Origin of the sequence: Microbacterium sp. CPCC 204701 (assembly GCF_004010105.1) — a bacterium.
Taxonomy (GTDB): Bacteria; Actinomycetota; Actinomycetes; order Actinomycetales; family Microbacteriaceae; genus Microbacterium.
The window spans coordinates 53,899-69,373 of record NZ_RRYE01000001.1 but is presented as its reverse complement, the minus strand read 5'-3'; the positions used below and the strand labels follow the sequence as shown (position 1 = coordinate 69,373).

The 15,475-nt window shown below is 66.7% G+C and carries 15 protein-coding genes and 1 pseudogene; 6 read left to right on the top strand and 10 right to left on the bottom strand.

From position 1 onward, the window contains the following. The 10 genes and pseudogenes from EIO58_RS00350 to EIO58_RS00305 all read right to left on the bottom strand — a co-directional run. A pseudogene (locus EIO58_RS00350) lies at positions 1-272 on the bottom strand (hypothetical protein); the annotation flags it as partial. Next, positions 269-637, bottom strand: coding sequence for an HNH endonuclease signature motif containing protein (locus EIO58_RS18545; protein WP_164861434.1), 369 nt, complete (start codon positions 635-637; stop codon positions 269-271). The gene EIO58_RS18545 and the pseudogene EIO58_RS00350, both read right to left, overlap by 4 nt. A 20-nt stretch (positions 638-657) precedes the next feature. Then, positions 658-2,454: a type IV secretory system conjugative DNA transfer family protein gene (locus tag EIO58_RS00340; RefSeq protein ID WP_127817707.1), complete on the bottom strand. Its 1,797-nt coding sequence runs from the start codon at positions 2,452-2,454 to the stop codon at positions 658-660. A gap of 12 nt (positions 2,455-2,466) precedes the next feature. Further along, entirely contained in the window at positions 2,467-3,789 is a 1,323-nt protein-coding gene (locus EIO58_RS00335; protein ID WP_127817706.1) for a MinD/ParA family ATP-binding protein, read from the bottom strand. Then, positions 3,779-5,389, bottom strand: a complete 1,611-nt coding sequence (locus tag EIO58_RS00330) for a hypothetical protein (RefSeq protein WP_127817705.1) — start codon at positions 5,387-5,389, stop codon at positions 3,779-3,781. The genes EIO58_RS00335 and EIO58_RS00330 overlap by 11 nt, the downstream gene beginning before the upstream one ends. Then, the gene (locus tag EIO58_RS00325) at positions 5,389-6,879 is read right to left on the bottom strand and encodes an SCO6880 family protein (protein WP_127817704.1); all 1,491 of its coding nucleotides are present in this window, start codon (positions 6,877-6,879) and stop codon (positions 5,389-5,391) included. Before EIO58_RS00325 ends, EIO58_RS00330 begins: the two co-directional genes overlap by 1 nt. Next, the gene (locus EIO58_RS00320; RefSeq protein WP_127817703.1) at positions 6,879-8,360 is read right to left on the bottom strand and encodes a hypothetical protein; all 1,482 of its coding nucleotides are present in this window, start codon (positions 8,358-8,360) and stop codon (positions 6,879-6,881) included. The genes EIO58_RS00325 and EIO58_RS00320 overlap by 1 nt, the downstream gene beginning before the upstream one ends. Then, positions 8,360-8,659 carry a hypothetical protein gene (locus EIO58_RS00315; RefSeq protein WP_127817702.1) on the bottom strand — a complete coding sequence of 100 codons (300 nt, stop codon included), beginning with the start codon at positions 8,657-8,659 and terminating at the stop codon, positions 8,360-8,362. Before EIO58_RS00315 ends, EIO58_RS00320 begins: the two co-directional genes overlap by 1 nt. Before the next feature lie 20 nt (positions 8,660-8,679). After that, positions 8,680-9,291 (bottom strand): M23 family metallopeptidase, encoded by a 612-nt coding sequence (locus EIO58_RS00310; RefSeq protein ID WP_127817701.1) that lies wholly within the window; start codon positions 9,289-9,291, stop codon positions 8,680-8,682. A 1-nt stretch (position 9,292) separates the two neighbouring features. Next, positions 9,293-9,997, bottom strand: coding sequence for a hypothetical protein (locus EIO58_RS00305; protein ID WP_127817700.1), 705 nt, complete (start codon positions 9,995-9,997; stop codon positions 9,293-9,295). Positions 9,998-10,168: 171 nt separating this feature from the next. Between EIO58_RS00305 and EIO58_RS00300 the strand changes: the two genes are divergently transcribed. The 6 genes from EIO58_RS00300 (at position 10,169) to EIO58_RS00275 (ending at position 15,223) form a co-directional block, all read left to right on the top strand. After that, positions 10,169-10,486, top strand: coding sequence for a winged helix-turn-helix domain-containing protein (locus EIO58_RS00300; RefSeq protein WP_127817699.1), 318 nt, complete (start codon positions 10,169-10,171; stop codon positions 10,484-10,486). Positions 10,487-10,748: 262 nt separating this feature from the next. Then, a complete protein-coding gene (locus tag EIO58_RS00295; protein ID WP_164861433.1) occupies positions 10,749-11,177 on the top strand; it encodes a hypothetical protein in 429 nt (142 codons plus the stop codon). A gap of 69 nt (positions 11,178-11,246) precedes the next feature. Further along, complete coding sequence (locus tag EIO58_RS00290) at positions 11,247-11,711, top strand: hypothetical protein (protein ID WP_127817698.1); 465 nt, start codon at positions 11,247-11,249, stop codon at positions 11,709-11,711. Then, positions 11,708-12,721 carry a hypothetical protein gene (locus EIO58_RS00285; protein ID WP_127817697.1) on the top strand — a complete coding sequence of 338 codons (1,014 nt, stop codon included), beginning with the start codon at positions 11,708-11,710 and terminating at the stop codon, positions 12,719-12,721. Before EIO58_RS00290 ends, EIO58_RS00285 begins: the two co-directional genes overlap by 4 nt. A 368-nt stretch (positions 12,722-13,089) precedes the next feature. After that, positions 13,090-13,890: an alpha/beta hydrolase gene (locus tag EIO58_RS00280; protein WP_240658500.1), complete on the top strand. Its 801-nt coding sequence runs from the start codon at positions 13,090-13,092 to the stop codon at positions 13,888-13,890. 136 nt (positions 13,891-14,026) lie between these two features. Beyond that, the gene (locus EIO58_RS00275) at positions 14,027-15,223 is read left to right on the top strand and encodes a hypothetical protein (RefSeq protein WP_127817695.1); all 1,197 of its coding nucleotides are present in this window, start codon (positions 14,027-14,029) and stop codon (positions 15,221-15,223) included. Positions 15,224-15,475: the final 252 nt, after the last annotated feature.

Below are 15,475 nucleotides of genomic sequence, written 5' to 3'. Positions count from 1 at the left end.
GCGACGTGGAGCGCCGAGAGCTCCTCGACGAGCGCGCCGTGCTTCCACCAGCACGCCGGAACGACGCTGACCGCCACGTTGTAGCGCACCGTGAACCACTCGACCCATTCGCGCAACGCCGTCCACTCCGCGCTCGCGTCCTCCGGCGACAGGTTCCGCCAGTCGACGGGGTGGGTGCCCAAAGGTTCGGCGTCGACACCCACAGGCGCGATCCGGGCGAGCTCGGCGGCGATCAGCCGTTCGATCTCTTCGGGGTCGAGGTCGTCGTTCACGGGGCAATCTCCTGGGCCCAGAGCCTTGCCCGCAGACGCTGCAACGCGATGCCGGATGCCGCCCGCCGCGAGCGGTGAAAGGCGAGCACATGGTCGCGGTCGATGAGGCGGTGCAGAAGATCGTGGCAGTGCGGATGCAGCGGCACGAGGTCATCGTGGCGCTCAAACGCCCGCCATCCGCCCTTGACGAAGCGCACGCCCGAGTAGTCAAGGTGATGCAGTTCGAGCTCCCGGCTTGCCGCGAGCCGGCCGCATGCCGCACACACGAGCGGCCGACGGAGTCGCACCTGCTTTCGGAACCAGCGTGACCGGCGCGCGAACCACTCCGGCGAGCGGAGGAACTCCGCCCGATACGCGTTGCGCACCCCGGTCTTCCGACGATTGCTCACGGCTCGCTCGCCACCTCTGGCGCCGGTGCGGCGGCCTCACCGAAGACTGTCTGCTGCTCGCGCTCGGTGTCGTGCTTGCCGGCCTGGATGTCGCGGGCATCGCGGCGCTGGTCCCAGCCGCTGAGGTCGAGCAGTACGCCGCGGCGGTTGCGGTAGGCGAGCAGACCGACGTTCTGCGGCATCCGTCGGATCTCGTCGACCGACATCAAGGCGAGCCGTTCGTGGTGCTCGCTCGTCGAATGCCCCGCCTCGCGCGTCGACCACGACCGCTGCGTGCGCCGCGTCTGCCTCGTGCCGAGCAGCGCCTCGACATCGCGCAGATGGTCGACATGCGACGCGCCTCCGAGCAGGACTTTCGCCGTCGCGGCAGCCCAGATCGTGTCGGCTTCTGCGCGCGACCACGACGTCTCGGCCTGCGACAGCGCCTGCAGCACGACGAAGGTGCAGATGCCGCGGCCGCCGCCGTCGGCCATGATCCGCGGGAGGTTGCCCCACCGGAACATGTTCACGATTTCGTCGAGAATGAGACCGAGCGGATGCTGCAGCCTTGAACCGGGGGACGCCAGCGCGCGCACGCGCGCGACCTCGACGATGTCGTCGAGCAGTGCGCCGAGGAATCCGCCCATCGCGGACGCGCCGGACGCGGAGCCGATGAGATACAGCGTGTTCGCGCCATCGAGGAAGGCGCGCGGGTCGAAGACGGCATCGCCGGGGCGCGGCGTGAGAGCCTCGCGGATCTTCGGCACAGCAAGAGGAGCCACCGCGCCTTGCACGCCGAACCAGATAGATGAGACGAGCTTGTCGTCGGATGCGAGTGTCGCTTCGAGGTTGTCGCCCCATCCCGGCGCGCCGTCGGAGCGGAGGATGGAGACCGCAGACCGTCGCGCGAGGATCGGACTCGTTCCCCAGTTGTAGAGATCTTCGATCGAGCAGTTGCCGACCGCGGCCGCGTGTAGGAGCCGCCCGAGCACGACTCCTGACGCCTGCGCCCACTCGCCGTTCGTCGTCGACGTGCCGAGCGCGGTGCCTGTGATGATCGCGCTACCGCGCTGCATCGCGACGAGCGGGTCTTCGCACCCCGCGATGGGAGAGACGCGGAGGGGATGACGCATGCCCGAGAGCCCCTGCGGGTCGAACACGTGCACCTCTCCGCGCCGCTCGCGCATGCGCAGCGTCGCCGTGAGGTTGTCGTTCGTCGTCGACGTCGTGATGAGCGGCCCCGACCAGTCGAGGATCGCCGAGATCAGGACGCGGTAGCCCTTGCCCGAGCGCGGAGGGCCTTCGAGGGCGACTGAGTCTTCGATCGAGACGAAGACGTCCTTCCCGCGAGAGCGACCGACGCGCCAGCCGACGTCGGTCGGCCGCGGCCGGATGAGGTCGGGACGTAGCTGCCGTGCCCGCTTGAGGACTGCGTACGCCGACAGGTGCTGACGGATCTCGGATGCCTCGGCGAACCCGGGCCGCCCCCTAAGGTCGCTGATGAATGACTGGTCGGACTGCCGATATCGGCGGTATGCGATCCACGCCCACACCGCGATGCCCACAACGAGCGCGACGGCGACGAGACCGACGAACCGGATCGCGACCGCCGGCGGCTCGCATCCCGCGATCAGGGCGAAGCCGCTGGCGTCGCCGGTGATCACCAGCCACAGGGCCGAAAACATCGACTCCGCCTCGGGGCGCACTCCGCACACCGCGAGCACGACCACCTCAGTGAGGAACGCGAAGGCGACGCTGAGGACGACGCCCACGGCGACCACGATCGCGATGGCCTTGCCCAGCATCCCGCTCATGACTTCCGCCCTTCAGAACCCGCCTGCGACAGCTGCCGCAGCGTGCAGCCAGGCGTCCTGTGTCGTGCGACGGAGGCTGTCGAAGCGCAGCGGACCGGACTTGAGAGCTGGGTCGAATGGGATGGAGTGGACGGCCCGCACGGTCCCGCGGAAGGCGTCGGCGATTCGGCGCGCCGCGGCGGAGCCGGTGGGCTCCGATTGAGTGACGACGACGACCGCGTTGTCGGCGAGAGCGCGAGAACGTTCGTCCCTCTCGCGCAGCGCGTCGAGCAGGAGTGCCGCAGACTCGGCGGACTCGGGCGCCGCGAGCGTCGGGATCACGAGCTGATATGACGAGTCGATCATGCGAAGCCACCGCTGGGCGGATTCGTCATTGCCGGAGTCGAAGAACACGAGGCGGTAGTACCGGGCGGCGACCTGCATGAGCGTGTCGAACTCGGAGTGCTCGATCCGCTGATGCGCGGCGAGCAGTTCGGGGTTCGACCGCAGCACGTCGTACCGATCGACGCTCTGATGATGAACGAACCGGGCGATGTCCGAGATCCCCGCGGTCGGCGCAAGGAGATCGGATGCCGCGGGGAGCAAGTCGCACACCGTCGTGTCGTACAGTCCCTGCTCGGTGCGCCAGCCAAGGGTCCCGCGCGTGTCGTTGTTGTCCCACGCGAGCACGTTGCCGCCGCCGCTGCGCGCGAACACGGCGGCGATCATGGCTGTCGTCATCGTCTTGCCGACGCCGCCCTTGCCGTTCACGACGGCGGCGGTGCGGCATCCTGCCCATCGCTGCGAGACAAGGCGCTGAGCGTCGAGTCGTTTTGTCGCGGCGCGCGACGCGCCGACCATCAGTCCGAGGGATGAGAGGAAGCCCCGCCATCCTGTGAGGGTCGTCTCGGCGGACGTTGCGGTCGTGATGAACGACGGGCGAGGCTGCGACTCCGTCGGGAGCGGCTCAGGGGCAGGGGTTTCGGATCGCCCGAGCGCCTCCTGCTCCTGAGCCAGGGTGCTCACCTCCTTTCCCTGTGACGTCTTCTCGAAGCCGGGCACTGCGCGCATGGGCTCTGGCAGGTGTTCCCGTGGGATGGTGCGGTGCGTGGTGGACGATGTGACCCCGCCGCGCGCGTCGACGACGAGGTGGTAGTCGCCCTGGTCGCCCGAGGTGATGAGCTCGACGACGCTGGCGGCGTGCCGCGCTTCGGCGGCGGCGCGCTGGATGATCAGGTGCCGGATGTCGTCGCCCGGCGAAGCGGTGACGGCCTGGTCTACCCCGTCGGGGGTGGTGAAGATCGCAGTCCGTCCCGTAACGCTCGCGTAGACGCGGAGGGCGGTGTCAACGCTCATCGAAGGTCTCCTTCCGGGATTGCGTCAGCCAGCCGTCGAGGCCGGCGTCGCTGGGGGACTGCTCGGGCCAGAAGCGATCGAGCAGCTCGAGATCGAGAAGCTGCAGCATCCCGTCGTCTGCCTGTTCGGGCTGCAATGCGGAGTCGGTGACGAACAAGTCGACCTCCCACGGCGTCGATGTCGCGAAGCAGTCGACGGCGTACGCGTACTGGCCGACGTACGCGAGGAAGACGCCCATTCGCAACCGCCGGGCGTCTTCGACGTGTGTCGCCGGCATGTTGAGGCGCTCGCGGAGGGCGGCCGCCTCTTGGTGATTCACGCGGAAGATGAACTTGTTCTCGATGTCGCCGACGATCGAGTAGGCGAGATTGCGTTCCTTCGAATCGTTGTCGCCGACGGCGTCGAGGTCGCCCATCTTGTGCAGGATGACGACGTTGCTGATGCCGTAGTGGCGGGAGAGCTTGAGCCACTGCTGGAACATCTGCAGCGCCGCGAGCGACGTCATATCGCGCCACCCCTCTTCGCGGATGAGGTACCGGGTGCGTCTGGCGGAACGGTCCGACACGACAGCTTGGATCCATGCCGTGGTGCACACCTGCGTGAGCTGGGCGACCAGTTCACTGCGTGCGAAGAGCTCACTCGTGTCGACGACGACGATCGGAGATTCGGCGTCGAACGCGACGGTGGACTCGTCCTCGAAGAGTCCCGACAGGTCACCTTCGACGAAGCGGCGCAGCACGAACCGCGGTTGCACGGCGCCGTCGGAAAGCCGGAAGTCGGTGCCGGCGTCGTCGACGATCGTGCCGAGGTGCTCGTATACGTTCCGAAGTGTGGGCCGGTCGCCTGTTGAGCGGATGCTGCGCTCGAGCGCATCATGGATGGCCGCGTGTTCTACGGCCGTGAGCCGAGTCGAGCCCAGTGCCATCTCGATCAGCGAGACGAGCGTCGTGATGCGGCGCTGACGGACCATCTTCTCGTGCTGCTCGTCGTCGGCATCCACGCGGCGCGGGCCATGGTCGAGTGGATTGAGCCGCGCGGCGCTTCCTCCGCCGAGGCGGACGACGACACCGCCTGGCACGGCCTCGGCCACGGTCACCCACTCGCCTTTCGGGTCGGAGGGGACGACAGCCTGATGGCCGAAGGCGAGCGATCGGGTCACGAGAGTCTTGATCGTCGCGGACTTGCCGGCACGATAGGCGCCGAGCACGAGGAGATTCGTCGAGAAGGTGCCCCGATCGGTCGAGTCGGCGTACGCCTCCCAGGGTGAGAAGTGCCACAGCGCGTCGGCGTTGAGGTCGACCCCGAGGATCGGGCCGCGATGGCCGAGTCCGGCATCCGCCACGAAGGGATAGATCCCCGCGAGCTGTCGCGATGTGGCCTGATGGGCCGGGATGCTGGGACGTGCGAGGTTCCAGTAGCCACCCTGGGCCAGCCCTGGCCCGAATGGTCCGGGAACCGCGGCCTGCGGAAGCGCCCGGTCGCGACGGCGCCGCTTCGGTGGTTCGGCCTCGCGTGCGCTCAGCGCGGCCTCGCGTCGGAGCGCGCGCCGCTCGCGTCGAGTCAGGTCGCCGGGCTCGAAGACCGCGAAGGGACGTGCCATCACTTCATCCCCAGACCCAGCGGAAGCGCATTGACCATGAGCGCTTCGGCCTGCTGACAGTAGAGGACTTGCGGCTCCATGCCCGCTCGTGCGAGCGCGTTGCGCATGCCGGCGATCGCTTGCTCGAGCTTCTGCTCATTGGGAGCCGTGACGGTCAGGTAGGCGCCGTACCGGAACTCGCCGTGACCGGCGACGATCTCCTCTTCTTGCCGCTCGAGTGCCTCCCAATCGGCCGCGTCCGCAGCTGAGCCGTCGACGCCGCGCTTGGCACGCAGCTTCTCGTTGCCTCGCCACACCTTCTTGTCGTCCTCGATGCGGCGCATCGCCTTCTTCACCGAGACCGGCGTGAGGACAATCGACAGGATGTGCGTGATCGCTTCGCCGGTCGACGGCATCCGGGCGAACACGATCGACTCGACGAACCCGACGGCGGCATCGGACCGAGGCCATTCGTGGATCCACATCGTCGTGTGCACGGCCGAGTCGCTGTAGACGATGCCGTTCGAGCCTCGGGGCTCCTCGAGGTACATCGGTCCGATCGCGATGGGATCGACGCCCCGCTGCGCGTCGTCGCGGTTCTGCACGTTGGCCGCGAACTCGGGGTCGAATCCGATGCGAGCAAGGGCCGCGACATCCCGCACCGTCAGCCAGCTCCGCACTCGGATGCGCGCCGCATTCAGAGCGTCGGCGAGATTGCGCGCCTCGAGGGAAGCGAGGGCCTTGACGGCACCCTCGCCGCCGCCGAGGGCTTTGAGCTGCGGCCCCAGGGCGATCAGGTCGAGCGTGAACGTCAGATAGTTGCGGTGCGACACCGCGAACGCCTCGGACCGGTCCATGACCTCGTCGTAGTTGCGAGAGACCGGTGAGGCCTCGTCGAGCCCGCGCCGACGCCGAGTGGATTCGTAGTGATCGTGAGCCGCCCGGATCGTCGTCGGGATCGTGCGCTCCTGGAGCACCGCGCGCTTGATCCCGGGTCGCTGCGTGAACGACGCGAGCACGGGCGACCACTGCTGCGCGAGGTCGTAGCGCTCGGCGAGATCCTTCATCAGGAACCCTTGCACCTCGACTTCGGCGGTGACGGAGACTGACCGGTCGTGCGGGTTGTACGCGCACGCGACGCCGTCGACGTCCCACAGTTGGATCGACGCGCGAATGCCGGGAAGGTTCAGCGTGCCCGCGAGTTGCGCACGCTCGGGGCGATAGACGTGGCGTGTCGCGCGGGCGATGTGCCTTGCTTGCTTCATGAGCCAGAGGGCGACCTGTCGCGGCGCCGAGTCGCCATGGATCATGACGAACGCGAACCCTCCGACCGGCAGATAGAGCGGCGCCGCGTAGAGCAGTCCCGGAGGGCCGAAGCGGTTGACGCTCGCCAGCAGCGCGATCGCCGCGATCGTGATGCATGTCAGCTGCCAACCGTCCATGCCCATCACGACGCCCTGCCGTGAACGTCGGGGAAGGCGGACGGGGCGTGCCAGGTCGTGTGTGGTCATCACGCTGTCCTCTCAGTGCGGGTGCGTGCAGGGGTGTTCGTCGGCGCTGGGGGTGTCGTCTGGGCCGAGGGTGTCGTCTGGGCCGAGGGTGTCGGCGTGGCGGAGTTTGACGGCGCCGAGGGGGAGTTCGATTGACCAGCCGGCGCCTTGCCCGAAGTACCAGACGGCGAGGAGCCTGAAGTCGGGCCGCTCCCGCGGGATCTGCTTGCTGCCCGGGTGCCGATGCCCGCGGGCAGCGCCGTGATCCGACTCGGCACGTGGGACGCCGATCGCGCCGCTCTAGATGCGGCCTGACCAGCTCCCGAGCCGATCCGCGAACCGATCGAATCGGCCGCAACCGCGCCGACGAAGCTGAAGAGGCCAAAGACGGCGAAGGGCGCGAAGGTGACGAGAATCAGCCCGATCAAGAGCGGCCAAGACTGTGGATCCCAGATCGTCCGCACTCTCGCGAGGCCATTGATGATGAGCGTCACGAAGCCGATCGTGAGCGGCCCGGTGAGCAGCAGCACTACGACGGCCGAGACGTATCGGACGACCCATTGCGGCCCGACCGCTCGCACGGGGTACAGCATCCATGCGATCGGCCCCACCGCGATCAATGCCGCGAGCACGATGTTGCGGAAGGCGAAGACGAGCATGAGAAGCAGCATCCCGATCATCAGCAAGCCGTGGATGACGAACGCGAAGAAGTAGTTCGCCTGCCCACCTGCCCACATGACCGACTGCAGCGTCGAGAACAATCCGCCCGACCCGTCGCGGTTCATGACGTACCAGGTCAGGTCGTCGACCGCGTTGAGCAGGTGCCCGGTCGCCCAGAGGCTGATTGCCGTAGCCGGGATCGCAATGAAGCTGCGCACGATCGCGCCGACGAGCTCGGCCCGATCACCCGAGACGATGGCCGCGGCGACCGCCCAGACCATCGCGCCGAAAAGGATCGCGAGCACGGCCCATTGCCAGAACGACCATTCCTTGGTCGAGGCGGTCCACAGCAGCGACGACGTATCGAAGCGCATGTTCTGTGCGACGGCGAGCATCATCGACGTTGCCGAGAGTGCCATCCCTCGTCCCGCGTTCTCGAACGTCACGCAGACGACGTCGCCGATCGAGCAGCCGTACTCGACGAGCAGGGGCTTGCCGCCGCTGGTCTTGATGGCCGACACATGCGCTTCGTCAGTCGTGCAGACAGTGGCCTTCGCCCCGTCGACGAAGACGTTGATGAAGCACTGCTGCGGCTTGATGTCTGCGGTGTTCTGCGGCGTGCAGGTGACCTGCTCGTCGACGCGGAAACAGTCGACGGGATACGCGGGCGATGACCAGGGTTCGCCGGACACGGGCGTCGCGTTCGTCGCGGCAGATGCGACGGCGACGGATGCCGCGGTTGTTGCGCGACCGGCTTCCGCCGCGCTTGCGGGCACGACCGCGGTCAACGCGATTCCGAGGCCCAGCGCCGCACCGAGAAGGCCCGGACGCAGCCGGGCCATCAGAACCCGAAGTCGAAGTTGACGAACCATTGGAACAGTCCGCTCGCGGCGCCGAGCACTGCGGCGGCGATGAAGATCCAGAGGATGTTCTCGCCGGCCCACGTGCGCACACGGTCCGAGGCCAGGCCGCGGAACGCGAGAGCGGCACCGGCGATGATCAGCATGATGAGAACGACGATCATGGCGCCCGCCAGGATGTAGGACGCGATGACCTGGAAGCCCTGGAAGAACGGCGCCGAGAAGTCGGGCTCGATGTCGGGAACGTCGACGTCTGCCGGCGCGGTGAGTGCTGTTCGCATGTCTTGCTCCCTCGGTTGGTTCACTTGAGCGGAAGGCCGAGCGCGGCCATGAACGGTTGTGGGTCGATCGGCACGCCATCGCGCTGGACCTCGAAGTGCAGGTGGCAGCCGAAGGATCGACCGGTGTTGCCCTCCGCTCCCAGCGGCGTACCGCCGTCAACGGTGTCTCCGACGGACACGCGAATCGAGTCCCACTGCATGTGCCCGTAGAGCGTGACGAGGCCGTCGCCGTGGTCGATGCGGACAGTGTTTCCCCACCCGAAGTACGAGCCGGCAGTGATGACGCGGCCCGGTCCGGACGCGAAGATCGTCGCGCCGCACGACTGCGCCATGTCGTAACCCAGGTGATTCGTGGAGCAGTAGCTGCACCCGACGACAGGGTTGTACCCGAAGCCGCGCCCCTTCCAGTAGTCGCCGGCGAGTGGGTAGCCCCACGCGCCGCTCGCGACGAGGGCCGGGCGATTCGCGATCGCACTCGCCGCTGATTGACCGCCTACGGCGAACGGAATCGCGATGAGCGGCGTCAGCAGTAGCCCTACTGCGAGCACGACGAACAGCAACGCCCCCGATACGATTCTGCGCCCGGTCTTGGTGTTCGCGAGAGCTGCTGCGGCAGCGACCGGGGCGCCCATGTCAGCCCTCCAATGACCCCGAGAAGTAGCGGACGACCTTGCAGTCTCCGGGCTGCTGCGCGCTGTCCGGTGTGGGGATCGAGCCGTCTTCGCACAGCACCTGCACGCTCACGCGTACCGTCTCGTCGTACGACGACTCGGTGCCCGAATCGTCGGCACGGGTGTAGGTGAGTACGACGTCGGCCGTCCCGATGCGCATGTCGCCGGACGCGTCATCCGGAACTGCTTGATATGAGATGTCGCCCGGCACCGCTGCCGTCACGCGCCCGTTCTCGTTCGCGAGCGAGTTCCATTCATCCTCCGGCAGGACGACGCCCTGCCGCAGCTCGAGCTGTGCGGCCTGCATGTCGTCTTTGCGGTCCTGCTCGGAGGTGTAGCGCATGTCGGGCGTGAACCACGTGTCGAGATACGCGATCCACTCCTGACGCGTGCTGAGTTGGGTGTCGAAAGTGGATGCCGCAGCCAATGCTCCGCGTACATAGACGTCGGGGTCGGTAGTGATCGGCTCCGGAACCCACCCGCGCTCCGCAACGTCGGCATCGACGAACTCGCTCTCGGGAGCGGTCGTGGCGTCAGGTGCCGTGGTGTGGGCGGCCGAACCTGTCGGAGTCGGATCAGTGGTCGGCGTCTGGCTCAAGATCGACGAGATGACGATCGCCACGATGGCCCCGACCACGATCAGCCCGCCCACGAAGGCCCAGACCATCCCTCGACGCGCGGCCTTGCTGCGGGGCGCAGACATCATCATCTACCTCCCCGGACTCTCAGCGCTGCCGGTCTTGACATGAGGGAAGCGTATAACAATACACTTCCTTTGTGAAGCATTTAGTGCTTCTGTTCTCTGGACGAGTATGCGGGCGTGCGAGAGACTGGGGCTGTGCCCCGCTATACACGCCCCGCGAACAGCGAGTACGCGGAGGATCCCATCAAGGCTCTCGGGAACATGATGCAAGCGAGCATCATCGGCTACCTGCGCAAGAACCCCGGCCAAACCCGGGGTGAGATCGCCGACGCCCTCGAGATCCCGAAGATGACCGTTCTCAATGGTCTCGAGAAGCTCCTCGATGCGGGACTCGTCATCGCCGATCCGCCGCGTGACGTCGCGGTGCGCGGACAGCGCGTGCGCTACATCGTCGACGACGCGCAGGTCACCGAGATGATGATGCGGCTCGGGCAGGTGCTGGGGGAGTTCTAGGGGCTCGGCATCCTTCGGTCTAAAGGCCGTCGTGTACCGCGTCGTCACTGGCATCTCGATCTCCTCCCGCCCTGGTCCTGGCGGCGCCGGCGAAGTTTGAGCATGCTCAAACAATGCGGTGGCGACCAGCCTTGCACCATCGCGCGCCATCCCGCAATGGTTGAGTTGAGCATGACCAACGCGTACATTGAGCAATCATGCGGCGTCGTTAGGCATGCCCAATCGAAGACGCCTTGCCTTACCCGAGGGCATAGGAATGGTCATGGACATCACGGAATACGAAAGCAAGGAAGCAGCAGCAGACCTAGCGAGACGCCTACGTCTGCTGCTGGATGTCGCGATCGCCGAGGACGGCATCGAGCCGACCTTCACCCAGATCGCAAGCTTCCTGCGGGAGCGTGGAGTCAATCTCTCTCGCTCGCGGTGGACCTACATCGTGAACGGTCATCGGTACGTGCGAGATCGCGCTCTGTTCGAGGGTCTCGCGGAGTTCTTCGGTGTTGATGCCGCCTTCCTTATCGCGGAGGAGGACGCACCCATGCCGGCGAAGGTCAGGGCGCAGCTCGATCTCGTGCGCGCGATGAGAGCCGCGAAGGTGAAGTCGTACGCGGCGCGCACCCTGGGTGATATCTCGCCCGAGGCACTCGCAGCGATCAGCAGGTTCCTGGACGAGGAAGTGGCCCATACGTAGCTGCAGTCCCTGGTCGGTCGGCTGGCCGAGACAAGGGTGCAGGTGGTTGCGGGAGGAAGTGATGACACCGTGAACATCGAAGCGACCGTGTCGACGGCCATGGATGAGTTGAGCCTCGGTGAGGCCTTCTCGTTCGACGACCTCCTCGACGCGATGCAGCACCGTAGGCGGCGCCCGCTCCGAATCGTCGAGCTCGCAGACCTGAACGACCAGGACGGCATCTGCGCGCTGTGGCTTGAGACCGAGACCGAGGATCTCGTGCTGCACGCTCACAGCGAATCGGCGCTACATCGGCAGCAGTTCGTGCTGCCCGAGCTTGCGCACATGATCCTCGACCACGGGGATGACCAGACCGTGGAAGCTCCTGACTTGCTGCTGCCCGACATCCCGGAGGCGACAAGGCGGCGCCTGCTCGGCCGCCAGGATCTCGTCACCGAGCACGAGATCCTGGCAGAGGCGCTCGCCGATCATCTCGCCGCGGCGATCCGCGGCTCCGCGTTTCACGAGTCCCGCTTCCTGGAGATCTTCGGGTGACGCCGGTCCTCGTCTCGGTGCTGATGTGGACGCTCGTCGCGGTGCTCCTCATCCTCCGGCGACGTCGGGCTGACCGGAGCATCGCCTATTCGGCCGTGACGATCGCGGTCGCGATGACGCTCAACATCGACGCCGCCTACATCTGGGTGGACGGCATCCTGGGTGGCACCAACGTCGCGACGCTGCTCGCCGACCTCGCCCTGATGGTCGGGATCTTCTTTCTCGGCCGAGGCGTGGCGAAGGCGACCCGGGGCGCGACCCGCATTGTCCGCATTGCACTGGGCCGAGCGCTCCTCGCGATCGCACTCGTGGGCGTTGCGGCATCCTTCGCACTCATCGATCGAGGTTCGACCACGACGACGTTCATGCTCGACCTGGGGGCGCAGCCGGCTGCGGCGGCGTACTCGATCATCCAGTTCGCGTACGACGGCGTGATCATGATCGCAATGGCGGCTACCGCTGCGCAGCAGATCGGACTGAGTAGGGGGTCTAATCGCCTGCCGGCAGTGTCATTGCTCATCGGAAGCGTCTCAGGGTTCGTGCTGTCGATCGAGATCATCACGATGGACCTCGCGCACGTCGCCGGGAACCTGGAGCTGATGTTCGGACTCAGCGCGGCCTACGACCCACTCTTCCTTTCGACCTTCGTCTTCCTGTGTCTGGGCCTGGCCGGGCAGCCTGCTCTTCGGTGGGCGCGGGCACGATCCCGCGCTCGAGCGACTCGCGGTTTCGTCGATCGCGTGACCCCGATCTGGGAGCGGGCGAACAGGGTACGCCCCGGCTTGAGTCAATTCGGCGAGGGGCTCGGTGCCGAGGACGCCGAGACGCAGCTGCACAGGCAGGTCGTCGAGATTCGGGATGCTGTCATCGACCCGCGCGTCACCTTCGAGTTAAGCGACGGTGAGCGTGTGGTGGTCGACGAAGCGGAGGCGCATCTGATCGGGAGTGGCGCTGGCACGGGTGGCGGCGAGGTCTCGCCTCGCCCGGCGCGGCCGAGGCCCGCGCAGTGAGGGTGTTGGGGTTTGCCGCGGCCGCGGTAGGTGTTGCCGCTGCTGCGGTTGCCGGACTCGGGTTCGTCATTGCGCGTCGCTTGACTGCACCAGTGACTGGTCGGGCTTACGACCTCGTCGTTCGGGACATCGTCCGGCACGCAGATGAGGAGGCGGTCGTCCTTGATCGGACCGCGCGGACAACAGCGCCGGGGCTATACAACCTCTGGCTCGAGGGCGGGGGATGGGTTCGTCTGGGTACGATCGTCGCCGAGGATGCCGCCACCGTCACCCGGATCGTGACCGCGGTCATCCCCGACGGTAGCCTCCACCGTGGCGATCGCGCGTCGTGGAGCGGCGTCTACTTTCGCGATCCCGCGGACGCTGGCGTGGCCGCCGAGGAGGTGGTCGTCGACACCCCGGTGGGCCCGGCGTCGGCCTGGCTGATCCCGGGCGCGGGCGGCGACGGCGACCACTGGGCCATCCACATTCACGGACTCGGAAGCTCTCGCGCCGGCACGCTGCGCGGCGTCCAGGTCGCATCCGAAGCGGGCCTCACGTCGCTGGTCGTCACGTATCGGAACGACGGTGAGGGTCCGACTGTGGGATCCGGCCGATCGACGCTCGGCGCCACCGAGACGGACGACGTCCGCGCCGCGCTCCGGTTCGCGCTGCTCCGCGGTGCCCGGCGCATCACCCTGTTCGGCTGGTCGATGGGCGCGGCGATCGCGCTCCAACTTGCGGCTGATGCCGAGTTCGACGGCGTCGTCGACCGGCTTGTCCTCGACTCGCCCGTGCTCGACTGGCAGGCGACGATCAATGCGAACTGTGCTCGAGCAGGGTTGCCTTCGTGGTCAGGGGTCTTCGCCCGTCCGTGGCTGCAGAACCGGTCGCTCGCGAGAGTGGCCGGGCTGTCGTCGAAGGTTCCGCTCGATGAGTTCGGCTGGCTCAAGCGCACCAGCGAACGATCCGTGCCAACCTTGATCCTCCACGGCGTCGAGGACGAGTCGGCACCGTTTGAGATCGCGAGGCGTCTCGGCGAGCTTCGCCCGCGCGGGGCGCGGCTCGCTGCATTTCATGCCACGCATACTCTGTCGTGGAACGTCGACCCGATCCGCTGGCGGAGCGTTGTCGAAAGTTGTCTGACCGGCTCGCATGACGTGTGGGTCAGTGCGCCTGATCATGCGTAGGGTTTGGGCGCTCGGCGCTCGGCGTGATGTGACTCGCTCTTCGATATGAGGACGCACTAACCCCGGCAACCAGTGCCTTCCCAGCTCACCGCAGGTCGGAACCAGGAGTGTCGCCTCCCACGGATACATTCCACTCATGACGCAGACTCCGATCGAGCGGTACCGACAGCACGAAGTGTGGGGGCTGATCGAACTGAAGCGCGGAGCCCTCGAGACGGTGAAGTACTCCCAGCGTCCGTTCGAGGAATACCGTCTCGAGGTCATCACCGTGCTGGAAGCCGCTGCGCGGTCGAAGTCCAACCCGCAGCCGACACTTTATGACGACACGCTCAACGTAATCCGGGACATACTGAACCAACTCTCCGCCGACGAGCATTCGTTCCGGTCTTGGTCCCAGCAGTCGTATATGAATGATCTCCGTGCGCGGGTGCGCGACTTGCCCGGCCCGCCGCCGCGACAGGTTAACGAGTCCTACCTCGCAGCCTTCGACACCGCGATCGCAGTTCGGCAACAGGAACTCAACGACCTTCGAGCCTCCGTGTCGGCTCTGAACGACGAGGTGATCGCGAAGACTAAAGAAGTCGCTGCCCTTACGAAGAAAGTGGACGCTCAGCACGAGAAGCTCACCGCCGACGCCGCGACGATCAGTCAGGTCGTCAGTACCGCTGACGAGCAGCTTCGCCGAGAATGGGAAGCCGATCTCGCGACCTGGAGGCAGGAGCGTGAGGCGCGTAATGGTGAACTGGACAAGGAGATGGCCACCCACGTCCAGTTGCTGTCAACGGCGGCGCTGACCGGCCGCCGGTTGGTCGAGCAGGCTGCTGGCCACCTCACCGCCGCAGACTGGGCCGGACGAGCGAAGCGCGAGCGCTGGAATGCTCACGGCCTTCGGTGGGCCTCGTTCGTGTTCTTCGCCCTCGCGGTGGTCGTTGGTGCTTGGGTGCTGTGGGTGGCGATCGAGAAGAATCTCACGCTCACTGTCGGGGACGGTATTCTTCGTGGCGCTCTGGTGCTCGCTCTCGCCGGGGTCGGCTCGTTCCTAACCATCGAGGCGCGCCGGCACTTTCGCGAGGCCGACAGTGCGGAAGACGTGAAGCTCGCACTCGCTGCCCTCGAGCCGTTCTACGCCGGCGCGAGCGATGACGAGCGCACGGAAGTGCGTCGTGTCCTGGGCGACACCGTCTTCATCAAGAACACGCTCTCGCGCTTCAGTAGCCGCGATGCCGCGAAGCATGCTGGACCGACCAACGAGCAGCTCAACCAGATTGTGGACGTCATCGCGAAGGGCGCCGACGCGACCTCCAAAGCCGCCAAAATGGCCGGCCCCAACTAACGAACCGTTCAGCTCCATCCGACATCGAGGCGAGCTACGCGCATCGCTACCTCTGCGCAGTTGCCGTGACGCTGCGCGCAGTGAACGGCGAGACCCCATCGATCGCATTAGTGAACAAGATCCATCAGGATTGCGACCAAAGAGTTGGGGGGAGGCCGCGACTATCCCCAGCCCATCCTCGGCCGGCTGTCCACCGTAATCGTTCGCGCGCGCCCTTCAGCACAAGTTGTGTGCACCGGAACCCCGGCCCCT

Bases quoted from the DNA above. Each gene is read 5' to 3' on its own strand.
- EIO58_RS00340 (WP_127817707.1), bottom strand. From the start codon at position 2,454: ATGAGCGGGATGCTGGGCAAGGCCATCGCGATCGTGGTCGCCGTGGGC.
- EIO58_RS00335 (WP_127817706.1), bottom strand. From the start codon at position 3,789: ATGAGCGTTGACACCGCCCTCCGCGTCTACGCGAGCGTTACGGGACGG.
- EIO58_RS00330 (WP_127817705.1), bottom strand. From the start codon at position 5,389: ATGGCACGTCCCTTCGCGGTCTTCGAGCCCGGCGACCTGACTCGACGC.
- EIO58_RS00325 (WP_127817704.1), bottom strand. From the start codon at position 6,879: ATGACCACACACGACCTGGCACGCCCCGTCCGCCTTCCCCGACGTTCA.
- EIO58_RS00320 (WP_127817703.1), bottom strand. From the start codon at position 8,360: ATGGCCCGGCTGCGTCCGGGCCTTCTCGGTGCGGCGCTGGGCCTCGGA.
- EIO58_RS00315 (WP_127817702.1), bottom strand. From the start codon at position 8,659: ATGCGAACAGCACTCACCGCGCCGGCAGACGTCGACGTTCCCGACATC.
- EIO58_RS00310 (WP_127817701.1), bottom strand. From the start codon at position 9,291: ATGGGCGCCCCGGTCGCTGCCGCAGCAGCTCTCGCGAACACCAAGACC.
- EIO58_RS00305 (WP_127817700.1), bottom strand. From the start codon at position 9,997: ATGGTCTGGGCCTTCGTGGGCGGGCTGATCGTGGTCGGGGCCATCGTG.
- EIO58_RS00295 (WP_164861433.1), top strand. From the start codon at position 10,749: ATGGACATCACGGAATACGAAAGCAAGGAAGCAGCAGCAGACCTAGCG.
- EIO58_RS00275 (WP_127817695.1), top strand. From the start codon at position 14,027: ATGACGCAGACTCCGATCGAGCGGTACCGACAGCACGAAGTGTGGGGG.